This is a genomic window from Nonomuraea mesophila, assembly GCF_004352805.1.
Classification (GTDB): domain Bacteria; phylum Actinomycetota; class Actinomycetes; order Streptosporangiales; family Streptosporangiaceae; genus Nonomuraea; species Nonomuraea longispora.
In genome coordinates this window covers 96,628-109,426 of sequence record NZ_SMLD01000012.1, presented here as the reverse complement: position 1 = coordinate 109,426, position 12,799 = coordinate 96,628, and the positions used below count along the sequence as shown (strand labels likewise).

Sequence of the window (12,799 nt, the reverse complement as noted above, 5' to 3'; positions counted from 1 at the left end):
GGTTGTGATGGGCGTGGTTGTGGTGATCAACCCATCTACCAGGAGCTCTGCTGCGTCATGGGGCTAACCTCGGACTTGCGATCATGCTGTGACCAGGGCACTCGATGCGGAGCCTGAAATAGGTTCAATGCAACGTATCGTTGCCTTTAGTCTCAGTGTCAACGCATCAATTTATTGGTCTTGACCTGGGTTGCAGCGCATCAATTGATTGACGGAATTTCTGAACGCAACGTAGCTTTCAATCATGTCAAACGCGAACTATCGCGTGGAACCGGTCACTTTGTCCCTGGACCGCGCACCCGCGTGCCCCTTCGATCCCGCCCCTTCGCTCACCGCCCTGCGCGCAGAGCAGCCGATCTCCCGCCTGGCCGCACCCGAGGGCGCGCCCGGCGTCTGGATGATCACCGGATACGACCTGATCCGCCAGATCCTCGCCGATCCACGGTTCAGCTCTCGCTACGAAACCCACTACCACCCCCTGGCGGGCGGCCGCCTGCCGCCCGCCCCTGTCGGCGACCTGACCGGCATGGACGCACCCAAGCACACCCGCTTCCGCAAACTGCTGGCGGGCAAGTTCACCGTCCGCAGGATGAACCTGCTCACTGAGCGGGTCGCCGAGATCACCCGTGAGCGGCTCGACGCGATGGAGCGGCAGGGGCCGCCCGCCGACCTCGTCGAGGTCTTCGCGCAGCCGGTACCAGCGCTGATGATCTGCGAGCTGCTCGGCGTGCCGTACGAGGACCGCGACCAATTCCAGAGCTCCACCCGGACTCTGTCCGACCCCGAGACCGCTGAGGCGCAGTACGCCACCTTCGTCGAGCTCGGCACCTACCTGCGGGAACTCGCGCTCGCCAAGCGCGAGCAGCCGACCGACGACCTGCTCAGCGACCTGGCCACCGGCGGCGACCTGACCGACGAGGAGCTCGGCGGCGTGGCCGCGTTCCTGCTCGGAGCCGGGCTCGACACCACCGCCAATATGCTCGCACTCGGCACGTTCGCCCTGCTGCGCAACCCGGCCCAGCTCACCGCCCTGCGCGACGACCCCGACCATGCTGTCGGCGCCGTGGAGGAGCTGCTGCGTTACCTGTCCGTCGCCGCCACCGGGATGCGCGGCGTACTCGAGGACGTGGAGCTCGGCGGCAGGCGGCTCAAGGCGGGCGACACGGTCATCCTCGCGATCAACGCCGCCAACAGGGACCCGGCCAGGTTCCCCGATCCCGACGTACTCGATCTGCGCCGCTCGGCCGCCGAGCATCTGGCCTTCGGCCACGGCGTCCATCAGTGCCTCGGTCAGCAGCTGGCCCGCATCGAGATGCGGGTCGCGTTTCCCGCGCTGCTCACCCGCTTCCCGACGCTGCGGCTCGCCGTACCGGCTGGAGAGCTTTCGCTGCGCACCGACCCCTCGCAGGTGTACGGCGTGCACAGCCTGCCCGTCACTTGGGATCGGGGGTGAACGCGATGCGGACCTTCGTCTCGGTGGCGGGGCTGCGTAAGTCCTACGGCGCTTACCGCGTCCTGGACAGCGTCGACCTGTCCATCCCGCAGGGCACCGTCTTCTCGCTGCTCGGCCCGAACGGCGCGGGCAAGACCACCATGGTCCAGATCCTGTCCACCCTGGTCAAGGCCGACGCCGGCGAGATCCGCGTCGCCGGGCACGACCTGGCCACGGAACCCGACAAGGTGCGGGCGGCGATCGGCGTCACCGGCCAGTTCTCCGCTGTCGACAGCTTCCTCACCGGCGAGGAGAACCTGCGCCTTATGGCCGACCTGCTCCACCTCGGCCGCGCCCGCGGACGCGAGCGCGCCCGCGAACTGCTGGAACGCTTCGACCTCACCGACGCCGCGCGCAAGCCCGCGGCCACCTACTCCGGCGGCATGCGCCGCCGACTCGCCCTCGCCATGACCCTCGTCGGCACTCCCAAGCTCATCTTCCTCGACGAGCCGACCACCGGCCTGGACCCGCGCAGCCGCCGCACCATGTGGCAGATCGTCCGCGACCTCGTCCAGCAGGACGGCGTGACCATCTTCCTGACCACCCAATACCTGGACGAGGCCGACGAACTCGCCGACCGCATCGCGCTGCTCAGCCAGGGCCGGCTGGTGGCCGAGGGCACCCCTGCGGAACTCAAACGCATGGTCCCCGGCGGACACGTCGTCGTACGCTTCGCCGACTCCGACGGTTACCTCAGGGCGGCCTCCCACCTGAGGGCCACCTCGCTCGACGAGGAGTCCCGCACGGTGCAGATCCCCGACACCGGCGTCAGCACACTGCGTCAACTCCTGGAATGGTTCGATGCACAGGCCATCGACATCGCTGAACTGTCGGTGCACACACCCGACCTCGACGACGTCTTCCTCGCCCTGACCGAGGAGTCCTCCCGATGAGAGCGATCACCGACTCGGCGACGATGCTGCGCCGCCAGATCAGGCACCTCTGGCGTTACCCCACACTGATCCTCACCTACGCGGGCATCCCGGTGGTGCTCCTGCTGCTGTTCGTCTATGTCCTCGGCGGCATCATGGGCGCCGGGATCGGCGGCGACCGCGCCGCCTACGCCGCTTACATCACCCCCGGCATCATGATCATGACGATCGCGAGCGCCGCGCAGGGAACAGCGATCTCGGTGGCCGTGGACATGACCGAGGGCATCATCGCCAGGTTCAAGACCATGGCCATCGCCCGCGTCTCCGTCCTCACCGGGCACGTGCTCGGCGCGCTGATCCAAAACTTCATCGCGATCACTGCGGTGACGCTGACGGCCCTGCTGATCGGCTTCCGCCCCACCGCCTCCGCACTGGACTGGCTCGGGGTAATCGGCGTGCTGGCGATGTTCACCTTCGCCATCACCTGGCTGTCAGCCGCGCTGGGCATGGTCACCAAGAACGTGGCCACGGCCAGCAACCTGCCGATGCCGCTGATGCTGCTGCCCTTCCTGGGCAGCGGCGTAGTCCCTGCGGAGTCGATGCCGGGCCCGCTGCGCTGGTTCGCCGAGCACCAGCCGTTCACGCCGGTCATCGAAACCCTGCGCGCGCTGCTGGCCGGGCAGCCCGCGGCATCCAGCTTCGCGGCGGCGGCACTCTGGAGCGTGGTCATCGCACTGGGCGGGTACCTGTGGGCACGCAGGCTCTACAACCGGTGAGGGCGCGCTGCTGATCCGCGAGGTGGCCCGCCGGTGACGGCTGGGGTGGCCGGGGATCATCCTGCTCGGGCTCGCCTATGCCGTGATCGAGGAGGGCCTGCTCACCCGGTCGCTGTTCGATCCCGACTATGTCGGGCTGCGGGTGCTCGACTACGGGTTCATCCCGGCGCTGGGCATCGGCGCCTACTGGACCGTGTTCGTCCTGGCCATCCATGGGGTGTGGAGCATCGCGGTGCCGATCTCGATGGTAGAGGCGGGCTCACGCGGCCGGACACGCCCTGGCCCGGCAAGGTGGGCCTCACCGTGTCAGCCGTCCTGTTCCTGCTGGGCGGCGCGGTGCCCCCCTCATCCCTGCCACGCCGGCCAGCCCGTGGACCGTCTTCGCGATCACCATCGTGGCCGGGCTGGCGTTCTGGCTCCCCACTCTGCTCGCCATGGTGGGGATCAAGCTGGAGTCCGTCGTGCCCGCGTGGATCACGGTCGGCTTCCACCTCGCGCTCTACGCCACGATGACGCTGCTCATCCTGCGCTGGTCCCGATGCATGGGCTGGGGACCCTGGCACAGGTTCGCCCTGAGCGCTGCCGGCCTGGTCACCTACGCCTGGCACGGCTTCCTGTAGCCGCCGAGTTTCCCCGCGCCCGCGCATGTGGACCTCATCGGCAACGCGGTCTTCGCGTTGGCCGCCCTCGGGCTGCTCGCCTTTGTGCTGGTACGGCTCCGCCGCACCGCTCCGCCGACTTGATTTTCGACCTTGGCGCTTGCGAGATCGCTCCAGATTTCTTAAGCACACGCTCAGCTTGGCCTTGCCGTCGTAGGAGGTGATCGGGGGCAACACCGTGCTCCTCCTACGCCGAGACCGCCTCGTCGGGATCGAGGTGACGGTAGATCGTGGCGCGGGTGACGCCGAGCCGGTCGGCGATCTGCCGGACGGTGTAGCGGCGCTTGCCGTTCGGCAAGGAGTTCCAGCCCTCCGCGCAGTCGATCCGTACCTGGGTGCGCCAGGCAGATGACGCGCCGCCTCACCCGCAGCGCCCGCGCCAGGTCGTCCTGGGGAAAGGTTTCGTGACCGCACTGCTGCGGGTTACCGTGTCGCGGAACCCACCAAACGCGACAAGCTGATCCGCAGCCATACGGCCACGAAACCCCTTGGTGAGTGACCCTCATGGGATCTCGAACCGAGCAATGCCTGAACTGCGAGGCGCCCTTGCCCCCACCCGTCGCCCGCGGCGGCCGGCCTCGCAAGTACTGCTCCGACACCTGCCGGTGGGCCTTCTGCCGGACCCGCGCCAGACGCTGGCGCCCGCTCACCCAGCGCCACCAACGCCAGGACAACACCCGCAAACAGCGCCGCCATCTCCGCGACCAGGCCGAACACCTCGCTCAAGCAGCCGGGAAACTGGTCCTCGACCTGCACGCGGAAGATCTCGCGCCGCCCACCCAGCAGACCGGCTGGAAGCCCGGCCCCATCGCCGGCTACACCAACGCCGCGCTGCCCCTGCTCGCCCAAGCCCGCGCCGTCCTGGCCGCGGCCGTCACCGCCGACCGAACCGCTGGCGCCACCTGGGACGAGATCGCCGCCGTGCTCGACGTCAGCACCGACACCGCCGCACGCCGCTTCCACCCTTGATCCAACGCACGTCGTGGTTCGCAGGCCCTATCTCTGAGCGCGTCGGCCTCCATTACCAGCTCATCACCTCCGCCGGTCGCCGTTCACCCGGATGACTGCTCGTCCACTGGTCAGGTCAATACGGAGGGAAGACGGAGGCGCGCCGTCGGTCTCGTCGTCGCGCAGCATCAGCTCGCTCTGACGCTGCTCCAGCTCTATCCGCTTCGACCCCTGGAAAGCGGCTGCCAGTTCCTCGACCCCGGGCGCAGTCACTACACGGCCGGAGCGCTTCACCCCGGACGCCCACCGCCACAGACGCTCAAGGAACACGACGAAGATCAGCAGAAGCGCCACCAGTTCCATCCGCCCGTCCCCTCGCACTAAGCCGATATGCAAGGTCACATTACCCGCAAAACACCCCACGCGCCCGGGCCTGGCCTCCACGCTGACAGGCCCCGGCCTACGCCGTGTGACGACCGGCCGTCGTACTGCTACACCCGCGTTGCCCTGCTCGCTGAGTCGCCGTCTATCTCCGCCAGCCAAATGGCTCTGTGAGCGTATTCCTCTCCACCCGCGCCTCAAGACCCAGCGCGAAAGCCGCAGGATGTCACACAGCTCACGCTGATCAACAACAACTGGAGGGTTCAGCAACACCCTCTTACCGGCACCCCTATTCCCGCCGCTTCGGTGGACGCGCCGGGCCATCCCCGGCGAAGAATCCGCTGACCGGTTTCCTTCCGCGTCGGGTCGTATGATGGCCGTATGAGACGAAAAGGCGTCGCATTGCTGGTGATCGCCGCCGCCGCATTCGTCGTGGCTGGAGTGGTCGCGATCCTAGGGGACATGGCTCCCGAGGAGGCGGCCAGAGGCGTAGAGAACACCCGATCTCCTGAAGACATTTCGTCTTACTGGACCAGGGAGCGCATGGACGAGGCCACCGGAGGGTGAGGGAAAGCGCGTGCGAGGAGCCGCGCAGACCCCTCGCACGCGATGGCAGGCTAGTTCGCGGTCACGTCGTTGTAGATGTTGAGGGCGGCGTCACCGTGGTTGGGCGACTTGTAGACGATGCTGGTCGGGTTCTGGTCGTCATCGACGTCACGGTGGCTGTTGGCCCCGATGATGTAGCCCCATCCCCGGTCGAGCTGTAGCTCCTGGAGCCACGGACCACCGCTGGACCCGTGGAACATGTCGTTATCCATGTGCATGCGATCGTCCAAGATGCCCGCCCGGCTGACGTCGCCGAAGCAGTACCACAGATCGTCACCGGTGAAGTCGGTGCGCTGGTAGCCGTCCTCGGGGTAGCCAAAGGCGTGGATGTCGGTGAAGTCCTGGCCGTATCCGAACCGGTAGCCTTGCGAGCCGACCCAGTCCTGCAGGTTTCCGCGCTGCGACTGCGGGTTGAAGGCGATGGCCGCGACATCGTAGCTCCAGTCGCCGTCCTCATACCAGCCGTTGGCGGTGGCGGCGTAGCGCCAGGTCCACCGGCCGTGCGGTTCGAGCCCGTTGTCGGTGTCGGGGACGAACATGAAGTTGCTGTACCAGTTGGCTTCACCGCCGCCGCCGGCGTGGATGCAGTGACCGGAGGTCCAGACGGTGTTCTTGTTGTCGGCCGTGATCACGCTGCCGCTGCAGTAGCCCGGTGTGCCGTTGTTGCGAACGTAGTAGATCTTGCCGATGGTGATGGCGGGCATGCTCCCCTGGCGCTGCCAGCGCTCGGCCTGTGCCCCGGCGAGGATGCCGGCCGATGGGCCGATGGGTTGGTCGAGTTTCCTGGTCGGCCGCGAGCCCTCGGCCTCCTGGCCCGGCAGGACGTTCTGGGGCGGCTCACCCTTCTGGATGAGCGGCGGGGACGAGGGGATCGGTTCCGGCGTGGCCGCGCGGACTCGCTCCTCGGTCCAGTAGCTGAGGACCCGCTTGCCGTCGGCCTTGTTCACCACGCCCTTCGACGATGCGGCAGGCGATGGCTTTGTGGTGCTGGTGGTGGAGGTCTGGCCGGAGGCGGTCGCGCTCATCCCCGAGACGGCCAGCAACGCCAATAAGACGACGATTGCGGCGTGCCTTGAGCGTGCGCTCATAACTCTTCCCTTCAAGAAGGTGGTCGGCGAAACCACCTCATCATGGGCGCAAGTTTCCGCCACGTAAAGGGGCGAGTCAGTAGATTCCCGCCAGCCGTCAAATGATGTGGGCATATTCTGCTCGCGCCGACTCCCCAGAAGGTTCCGGTTCAGCGCATGGAAATGCCAAGCCCTGGCACATGACGCTTATCGCGCGAACTTACCGGCGTCCGCAATACCTAATTCACGGACCGCATAAATACGAAATTCAGCTGACAGCTGACTATTCCGCTCCTCCTGGTGTCATCGGCGTGGGGGGTCTCGGATGAGTACGGCGCCGTCAACACCTCGGTCAGCGGGATGAAGCCCGGTCATGAAGATCCCTTCCGGTCGGCAGGCGCAAGTCCGCACAGAGAACAGAGCCGTGGCCGGGCACAGGAATACCAGCGTTGCGGCCGGGGACGCGGTGTTGGGCTCGCCCTTGCCGTCGCCGGTGAGGTCGATGATCGAGACAGCCTCGGCGAAGCGCATCAACATCATGCTTCCGGAGCGCTTCGGTGTCCCCCACAACGACGAGACGGAAGGTTGCATCGCCCCATCCGCGCGTGCAGAAGGCCGAGCAGGAGGAGCCGTCGCGTCCACCGTGCGGATGCCGGTCTCGGTCGACACCAGCATCGATGGGGCGTGCCAGGTGTCGATGTGCGTCGACATCCGGGGTCAACGCGGCAGTGCCAGCCTTGGCTTATATAAGTCCGATCTGGTAGCTTCTGGTTCGTGTACGCGTTCGACATCCTCGGCGACCCATTACGCCGGCGCATTCTGGAGCTGCTCGCCGAGGGTGAGCAGACCTCTGGGGCGATCAGAGGGGTGATCCGGGCTGTGTTCGCACTGTCCCAGCCGGCTGTTTCCCAGCGTCTTCGGGTTGTGCGTGAGAACGGGTTCGCGTCGGTCCGGGTCGAGAGGGCTCGCCGGTTCTATGCCGTCGGCCCGACGTCGCTCAGCGAGGTTGACGTGTGGTTGGACCGGTCTCCTGGGTTCTGGGATCAGCGGCTCGATGCCCTGGGCACTGAGTTGGTCCGAGGCAGGCGTGCATCCCGGGCCTGCCGGCAGCCCAACACGGCACCGACGTCGGCAAGGCCGATCCGCCAGTGAAAGGAACATGACATGAAGGACGTGCTGGACGAACTGGCCGCTGCGCGCCGGACGATGGGAACAGCGACCCTGCCCGCCGGCGACGCGTACACGATGGAGTTGCGGCGCCGCTACGACGCGCCGGTCGACGACGTGTGGAACGCCATCACCGACCCTGAGCGGCTGGGCCGTTGGTTGAAGTCGGTCACCGGAGACCTGCGGCTCGGCGGGTCGTTCGCGTTGGACGGCGGTGAGCACGGAGAGATCCTCCGGTGCGAGCCGCCGCGTCTGCTGCGGGTGTCCTGGCTCTTCGGGCCGGACGCCGACGAGTGGCCGGGCACGAGCGAGGTCGAGGTGCGTCTGTCCCCGGGCCCTGCCCTGGACACCGAGCTTGAACTGATCCATGCAGCGGCCGTCGGGGAGCCCATGTTCCCGACCTACGGCCCGGGTGCCGGCGGTGTGGGCTGGGACCTGCATCTCCTCACCCTGGCCAAGTTCCTGGCAGACGGCGAGACCCTCGATCACGAGAAGTTCCGGACCTCGTCCACGGGGCGCGAATTCGTGCGGCGCAGCGCTGCGGCTTGGGGCGAAGCTCACCTGGCCGCCGGTGGCGATCCGGATCACGTGGCGGCCGCCGTCAAGGCCACCACCGCGTTCTACGCCCCCGAAGGGAACGCTTGATGAAGTACACCACCTCGATCGAGATCGCCCTGCCGCGCGAGAAGGTGCTCCAGATGCTCGCGGACCCGGCGCACATGCCGAAGTGGCTGCGGGGCCTGGTACTGCACGAGCCGGTGAACGGAGCGCACGGCCAGCTCGGCACCACCTCGCGAGTCGTGTTTCAGATGGGGAAGCAGAGGATGGAGGCCACCGAGACCATCACGCGCCTGGAACCTGAAGACCTGCACGCCATCCCCAGTTCTGTCGTCGTGCACTACGACCGCGAGATCGCCGGCGAGGGCATGTGGCAGGCCCAGCGCGACCGGCTGATCGCCGCCGGTCCGGACACCACGTTGTGGGAGAGCGAGAGCGAATTCCGGTTCGACGGATTGCTGATGCGGCTGGTGGGGCTTGTGATGCCTGGCTCTTTCCGCAAGCAGTCGCAGCAGCACATGGAGGACTTCAAGGCGTTCGCCGAGCACGGGACGGACGTCCGCCAAGGGGCGAACTGATCTGCCACTGCGTTGGGTCTGAGCATCATGGCTCGCGCACCCACACGGGATGGTGCCGGCTACGTCGCCATCCGACGGCGTGAGATCCGCATCGAAGCCGGTCCGGCGAGCTGGTGACCTGTGCCCTGTTCGGCCTGCGCCTGCGACCCTCACGCTCTATGACTCTGTGCCGGCCCGGCTCACACTCGCGTTTCACAATCTTGTACTGGATGTCGACGGCGGGGACCTGATGAATTGCCTTTTCCATCTCCGTCGCCGGTTGGAAGTAAAAGGCTTTGATCTCTGCTGCCAAGGAGCACGAGCGGACGTCGGGACATCAGGCCAACTCCGGCAATTCTCCAACGGCCGCTTGGGATACGTCTTGGCGTCCGTGGCACCGGGCGAAGCACTCGAGGAAGTCGACTTGTTCGCACCCGCTCAGCCTCACGAGATCGCTTCAATGGAGCAACAACGTGAAGCCATCTTCCGTTTTTATGGGTGGCGTCAGGATTCGCATAGAGCCGGGAAGGAGAAGCCCGGCCCGGAATCGTGATCGCCTGCCAGTCCCGCCCGCGCGCCAGGGCCGCCTGGGGCTCCGGCGCAGTGCCCGCAGCGCACCGAAGGCGAGTGAGTCGTTCATGGCGCTCCGGCAGAGAGTTCGTCCTCGCGAGACGACCGTTACCTCTAGTCGGCCACGGCCGGGGCAACTTCGTCTGAGCCGACCAGGCGGGCCAGCTGCCGACCCGCCGCCCATAGGGTTCTTCGCTGCGGTTGACCTGGGCCGTCACTTCGGCGCCTTCCAGGGTGCTGATGATCGTGGTCGCCACGTCCCGGGCGTCCTCGGCGCGGAGGCCTGAGTGCAGCAGCTTGTCGTGGACCAACCGCTCCCAGCTGCGCAGCGCGGCCGCGCACGCCTGCTGGATCTCGGAGTCGGTGCCCAGCGTCTCCAGCGCCGCTGTGGTGACCGGGCAGCCGTCGATCCAGCCGGACTCGCGCAATGAGTCGGCGAGCCGCCTTGCGCAGGCCTCCACGGCCGCGCTCGGGTCCTCCTCGCTGTCCAGCGCTTCGCGGAGGACGGCCGCGAATTCCTGGTCGCCGTGCTTGATGGCGGCGACCGCGACGGCTTCCTTGCCGTCCGGGAAGAAGTGGTAAACCGAGCCGAGCGTGGCCTGCGCCTCCGCGGCGTCGGCCGTGCAGGGGCGCTGAAACAGAGCGGGGTGCCCCGGCCGGAAGGGCCGGGGCACCCCACTTTTGCGTTGCCGCGTCTGACGGGTCAGCCTGTGAGCTGCTTCCGCAGGGTTTCGCCGTCGTGGACGGCCGACATGTGCAGGAACTTCCCGTCGCGGACCCGGTAGATGGCGTACTCGACGATCTCGATCGGCTTGCCGTTGGGAGCGACCCCGAGCCACTCCTTGGCAGGGGTGCCGGTGTTGATCGCGCGGACGGCGATGCTGTCGCCGTTGATGGCGAGCTCCTGGACCTCCCAGTGGAAGTCGGGGACCGCGTCGACGATGCTGTTCAACTGTGCCAGGAGGGCGTCGCGGGAGCTCGGCTCGCTGTGCATGACGATGGATTCGTGGACGAACTCGTCCATGCGGTCGAACTCTCGCGCGTTGAGTGCGTCGACGTAACGCTGGTAGAAGTCGCGCAGGTTGGTGTCGGACATGATGGTCTCCTTATCTCGGGTGAAGGTGCCGGCTCAGGCGGTGCGCAGGGCCGAGCGGAGTGCGGTGACGGCCTGGGTGATGGCGGCTTCGGCGGCCTGGGTGCCGCGCAGGGCGTTCAGCATGACGAAGTCGTGAATGATGCCCTGGTAGCGGGTGGCCGTGACGGGGACGCCGGCGGCGCGCAGCTTGTTGGCGTACGCCTCGCCCTCATCGCGCAGGACGTCGGCCTCGGCGGTGATGATCAGCGCCGGGGGCAGGCCGGTGAGCTGCTCGGCGGTGGCGCGCAACGGGGATGCGGTGATCTCGGCGCGCTGTGCGGGGTCGGTGGTGTACTGGTCCCAGAACCACTGCATGGCGTCGCGGCGCAGGAAGTAGCCCTCGGCGAACTGGTGGTAGGAGCCGGTGTCGAAGTTCGCGTCGGTGACCGGGTAGAACAGCACCTGCTGCACCAGCGGCACGTCGCCGCGTTCCTTGGCCATCAGGGTCAGGGCGGCGCTCATGTTGCCGCCCACGGAGTCACCCGCGACCGCGATGCGCGAGGCGTCCAGGTCGTTGTTCGCGCCTTCGCGGACGACCCACTGCGCGACGGTGTAGTTCTGCTCGATGGCGATGGGGTAGCGAGCCTCGGGCGAGAGGTCGTATTCGGGGAAGACGACGGCGGCGTGCACGCCGGTGGCGAGTTCGCGGACCAGGCGGTCGTGGGTGTGGGCGTTGCCGAACACCCAGCCCGCGCCGTGGATGTAGAGGATGACGGGCAGCATCCCGGTGGCGCCGGCCGGGCGGACGATGCGGGCCCTGACACTGCCGGTCGGGCCGCCGGGCACAGTGATCCACTCCTCGTCGACCTGCGGCTTGGCGATCTCACCTGACTGCACCTCATCGACCGTCTTGCGGCCCTCGACGGGGCCCAGGTCGAACAGGTACGGCGGGTTGGCGGTGGCCGCGGCGAACTCGGCGGCGGCGGTTTCCAGAACGGGGGCAGTGGTGTGATGCGACATGGCGGAACTCCTTGAACATGGGTGGGAGTGATGGGTCGGTAGGCCGCCTGCTCACGAAGCAGGGGCTGAGCCGGGAAGTCGTGTTCGGTATTCCCCGGCCGGGCACCCGGGCCCGGCGGGTGTCAGCTCTTGATGAAGTCGAGGAGGTCGGCGTTGATGGTCTCGGCATTGACGGTGCCTATGCCGTGCGACAGCCCCGGGTAGACCTTCAGGCCAGCGTTCTTGACCAGCGTGACCGCCACCTCGGCGGAGCAGGCGGTGGGAACGATCTGATCGTCGTCGCCGTGCATGATGAGCGTGGGCACGTCGATCGCCCGGAGATCGTCGGTGAAGTCGGTCTCCGAGAACGCCTTGATGCCCTCGTAGTGCGCCTGCGCGCCACCGGCCATCCCCTGACGCCACCAGTTCCAGATGACGCCCTGGGACACCTCCGCGCCCGGCCGGTTGAACCCGTAGAACGGCCCGGAGGCGAGGTCGAGGTAGAACTGGGAGCGGCCGGTGGCCACGGCCTCGCGGAAGCCGTCGAAGACCTCGATCGGCACCCCTCCCGGATTCGATGCGGTTCGGACCAGGAGCGGCGGGACCGCTGCGATGAGGACGGCCTTGGCGACCCGTCCGGCGCCGTGCCCGGCGATGTACCGGGCGACCTCTCCACCGCCGGTGGAGTGACCGACGTGGACGACGTCGCGCAGGCCGAGGTGCGCCACCACGGCAGCGGCGTCCGCCGCGTAGTGGTCCATGTCGTGCCCGTGGCCGACCTGGGCGGAGCGCCCATGTCCCCGCCGGTCGTGGGCGATGACGCGGTAGCCCCGCTGGAGGAGGAACAACAGCTGGGCGTCCCACTCGTCCGAGCTCAGCGGCCAGCCGTGGTGGAACATGATGGGCCGGCCCGAGCCCCAGTCCTTGTAGAAGATCTCGGTCCCGTCGCCGGTGGTGACGAACGGCATGGTCTGCTCCTCGTGGTCCCGCCCGAGTGCCGGGCGGCTTCGATGTCTCCACAAGAGTGGCTCGGCGACCATGCCGGCAGCCTCCGTCAGCTGACTGACATCCG

The 12,799-nt window shown here is 67.5% G+C and carries 18 protein-coding genes; 10 read left to right on the top strand and 8 right to left on the bottom strand.

Features of this window, described 5'->3' with window-relative positions; all coding sequences use genetic code 11:
* Nucleotides 1–244: 244 nt before the first annotated feature.
* From E1295_RS07455 to E1295_RS07440, 4 genes are all read left to right on the top strand, one after another.
* On the top strand, nucleotides 245–1,453 hold the full coding sequence (locus E1295_RS07455) for a cytochrome P450 (protein WP_132628928.1): 1,209 nt from the start codon (nucleotides 245–247) through the stop codon (nucleotides 1,451–1,453).
* A 5-nt stretch (nucleotides 1,454–1,458) separates the two neighbouring features.
* Nucleotides 1,459–2,385 carry an ATP-binding cassette domain-containing protein gene (locus tag E1295_RS07450; RefSeq protein WP_132628927.1) on the top strand — a complete coding sequence of 309 codons (927 nt, stop codon included), beginning with the start codon at nucleotides 1,459–1,461 and terminating at the stop codon, nucleotides 2,383–2,385.
* On the top strand, nucleotides 2,382–3,140 hold the full coding sequence (locus E1295_RS07445) for an ABC transporter permease (RefSeq protein WP_132628926.1): 759 nt from the start codon (nucleotides 2,382–2,384) through the stop codon (nucleotides 3,138–3,140). Before E1295_RS07450 ends, E1295_RS07445 begins: the two co-directional genes overlap by 4 nt.
* A 395-nt stretch (nucleotides 3,141–3,535) precedes the next feature.
* Nucleotides 3,536–3,760 carry a hypothetical protein gene (locus tag E1295_RS07440; protein WP_132628925.1) on the top strand — a complete coding sequence of 75 codons (225 nt, stop codon included), beginning with the start codon at nucleotides 3,536–3,538 and terminating at the stop codon, nucleotides 3,758–3,760.
* Nucleotides 3,761–3,986: 226 nt separating this feature from the next.
* On the opposite strand, the gene E1295_RS07435 is transcribed toward E1295_RS07440, so the two are convergent.
* Nucleotides 3,987–4,097, bottom strand: coding sequence for a TetR family transcriptional regulator (locus E1295_RS07435; protein WP_166427126.1), 111 nt, complete (start codon nucleotides 4,095–4,097; stop codon nucleotides 3,987–3,989).
* Nucleotides 4,098–4,345: 248 nt separating this feature from the next.
* On the opposite strand from E1295_RS07435, the gene E1295_RS07430 reads away from it, so the two are divergent.
* Nucleotides 4,346–4,768: a hypothetical protein gene (locus tag E1295_RS07430; RefSeq protein WP_132628923.1), complete on the top strand. Its 423-nt coding sequence runs from the start codon at nucleotides 4,346–4,348 to the stop codon at nucleotides 4,766–4,768.
* Between the two features lie 63 nt (nucleotides 4,769–4,831).
* Here E1295_RS07430 and E1295_RS07425 read toward each other — a convergent pair whose 3' ends face one another.
* The gene (locus E1295_RS07425; protein WP_132628922.1) at nucleotides 4,832–5,110 is read right to left on the bottom strand and encodes a DUF6191 domain-containing protein; all 279 of its coding nucleotides are present in this window, start codon (nucleotides 5,108–5,110) and stop codon (nucleotides 4,832–4,834) included.
* A 399-nt stretch (nucleotides 5,111–5,509) separates the two neighbouring features.
* On the opposite strand from E1295_RS07425, the gene E1295_RS07420 reads away from it, so the two are divergent.
* A complete protein-coding gene (locus tag E1295_RS07420; protein ID WP_132628921.1) occupies nucleotides 5,510–5,695 on the top strand; it encodes a hypothetical protein in 186 nt (61 codons plus the stop codon).
* 50 nt (nucleotides 5,696–5,745) lie between these two features.
* Here the strand turns inward: E1295_RS07420 and E1295_RS07415 are convergent, their stop codons facing one another.
* Nucleotides 5,746–6,684, bottom strand: a complete 939-nt coding sequence (locus tag E1295_RS07415; protein ID WP_132628920.1) for a trypsin-like serine peptidase — start codon at nucleotides 6,682–6,684, stop codon at nucleotides 5,746–5,748.
* On the opposite strand from E1295_RS07415, the gene E1295_RS07410 reads away from it, so the two are divergent.
* Entirely contained in the window at nucleotides 6,674–6,889 is a 216-nt protein-coding gene (locus E1295_RS07410) for a hypothetical protein (RefSeq protein ID WP_132628919.1), read from the top strand. The two genes, E1295_RS07415 and E1295_RS07410, sit on opposite strands and share 11 nt — an antisense overlap.
* Nucleotides 6,890–7,104: 215 nt before the next feature.
* Here the strand turns inward: E1295_RS07410 and E1295_RS07405 are convergent, their stop codons facing one another.
* Nucleotides 7,105–7,512, bottom strand: a complete 408-nt coding sequence (locus E1295_RS07405; RefSeq protein ID WP_132628918.1) for a hypothetical protein — start codon at nucleotides 7,510–7,512, stop codon at nucleotides 7,105–7,107.
* Between the two features lie 63 nt (nucleotides 7,513–7,575).
* On the opposite strand from E1295_RS07405, the gene E1295_RS07400 reads away from it, so the two are divergent.
* Genes E1295_RS07400 through E1295_RS07390 form a run of 3 tightly spaced genes read left to right on the top strand, consistent with a single transcriptional unit; the run spans nucleotide 7,576 to nucleotide 9,104 of the window.
* Nucleotides 7,576–7,953, top strand: coding sequence for an ArsR/SmtB family transcription factor (locus E1295_RS07400; protein WP_132628917.1), 378 nt, complete (start codon nucleotides 7,576–7,578; stop codon nucleotides 7,951–7,953).
* A gap of 12 nt (nucleotides 7,954–7,965) precedes the next feature.
* On the top strand, nucleotides 7,966–8,613 hold the full coding sequence (locus tag E1295_RS07395; protein WP_166427125.1) for an SRPBCC family protein: 648 nt from the start codon (nucleotides 7,966–7,968) through the stop codon (nucleotides 8,611–8,613).
* Nucleotides 8,613–9,104 carry an SRPBCC family protein gene (locus tag E1295_RS07390; protein WP_132628916.1) on the top strand — a complete coding sequence of 164 codons (492 nt, stop codon included), beginning with the start codon at nucleotides 8,613–8,615 and terminating at the stop codon, nucleotides 9,102–9,104. Before E1295_RS07395 ends, E1295_RS07390 begins: the two co-directional genes overlap by 1 nt.
* A gap of 179 nt (nucleotides 9,105–9,283) precedes the next feature.
* Here E1295_RS07390 and E1295_RS50010 read toward each other — a convergent pair whose 3' ends face one another.
* From E1295_RS50010 to E1295_RS07370, 4 genes are all read right to left on the bottom strand, one after another.
* Nucleotides 9,284–10,327, bottom strand: a complete 1,044-nt coding sequence (locus E1295_RS50010; protein ID WP_220448589.1) for a TetR/AcrR family transcriptional regulator — start codon at nucleotides 10,325–10,327, stop codon at nucleotides 9,284–9,286.
* A gap of 29 nt (nucleotides 10,328–10,356) precedes the next feature.
* Complete coding sequence (locus tag E1295_RS07380) at nucleotides 10,357–10,749, bottom strand: ester cyclase (RefSeq protein ID WP_132628915.1); 393 nt, start codon at nucleotides 10,747–10,749, stop codon at nucleotides 10,357–10,359.
* 33 nt (nucleotides 10,750–10,782) lie between these two features.
* Nucleotides 10,783–11,748 (bottom strand): alpha/beta hydrolase, encoded by a 966-nt coding sequence (locus E1295_RS07375; protein WP_132628914.1) that lies wholly within the window; start codon nucleotides 11,746–11,748, stop codon nucleotides 10,783–10,785.
* A gap of 122 nt (nucleotides 11,749–11,870) precedes the next feature.
* Nucleotides 11,871–12,695: an alpha/beta fold hydrolase gene (locus tag E1295_RS07370; RefSeq protein ID WP_132628913.1), complete on the bottom strand. Its 825-nt coding sequence runs from the start codon at nucleotides 12,693–12,695 to the stop codon at nucleotides 11,871–11,873.
* Nucleotides 12,696–12,799 lie beyond the last annotated feature (104 nt).

What these genes read in the sequence shown, in the direction of transcription:
- E1295_RS07455 (WP_132628928.1), top strand. Translation starts at nt 245, where the DNA reads ATGTCAAACGCGAACTATCGCGTGGAACCGGTCACTTTGTCCCTGGAC.
- E1295_RS07450 (WP_132628927.1), top strand. Translation starts at nt 1,459, where the DNA reads ATGCGGACCTTCGTCTCGGTGGCGGGGCTGCGTAAGTCCTACGGCGCT.
- E1295_RS07445 (WP_132628926.1), top strand. Translation starts at nt 2,382, where the DNA reads ATGAGAGCGATCACCGACTCGGCGACGATGCTGCGCCGCCAGATCAGG.
- E1295_RS07425 (WP_132628922.1), bottom strand. Translation starts at nt 5,110, where the DNA reads ATGGAACTGGTGGCGCTTCTGCTGATCTTCGTCGTGTTCCTTGAGCGT.
- E1295_RS07420 (WP_132628921.1), top strand. Translation starts at nt 5,510, where the DNA reads ATGAGACGAAAAGGCGTCGCATTGCTGGTGATCGCCGCCGCCGCATTC.
- E1295_RS07405 (WP_132628918.1), bottom strand. Translation starts at nt 7,512, where the DNA reads ATGTCGACGCACATCGACACCTGGCACGCCCCATCGATGCTGGTGTCG.
- E1295_RS07395 (WP_166427125.1), top strand. Translation starts at nt 7,966, where the DNA reads ATGAAGGACGTGCTGGACGAACTGGCCGCTGCGCGCCGGACGATGGGA.
- E1295_RS07390 (WP_132628916.1), top strand. Translation starts at nt 8,613, where the DNA reads ATGAAGTACACCACCTCGATCGAGATCGCCCTGCCGCGCGAGAAGGTG.
- E1295_RS07380 (WP_132628915.1), bottom strand. Translation starts at nt 10,749, where the DNA reads ATGTCCGACACCAACCTGCGCGACTTCTACCAGCGTTACGTCGACGCA.
- E1295_RS07375 (WP_132628914.1), bottom strand. Translation starts at nt 11,748, where the DNA reads ATGTCGCATCACACCACTGCCCCCGTTCTGGAAACCGCCGCCGCCGAG.
- E1295_RS07370 (WP_132628913.1), bottom strand. Translation starts at nt 12,695, where the DNA reads ATGCCGTTCGTCACCACCGGCGACGGGACCGAGATCTTCTACAAGGAC.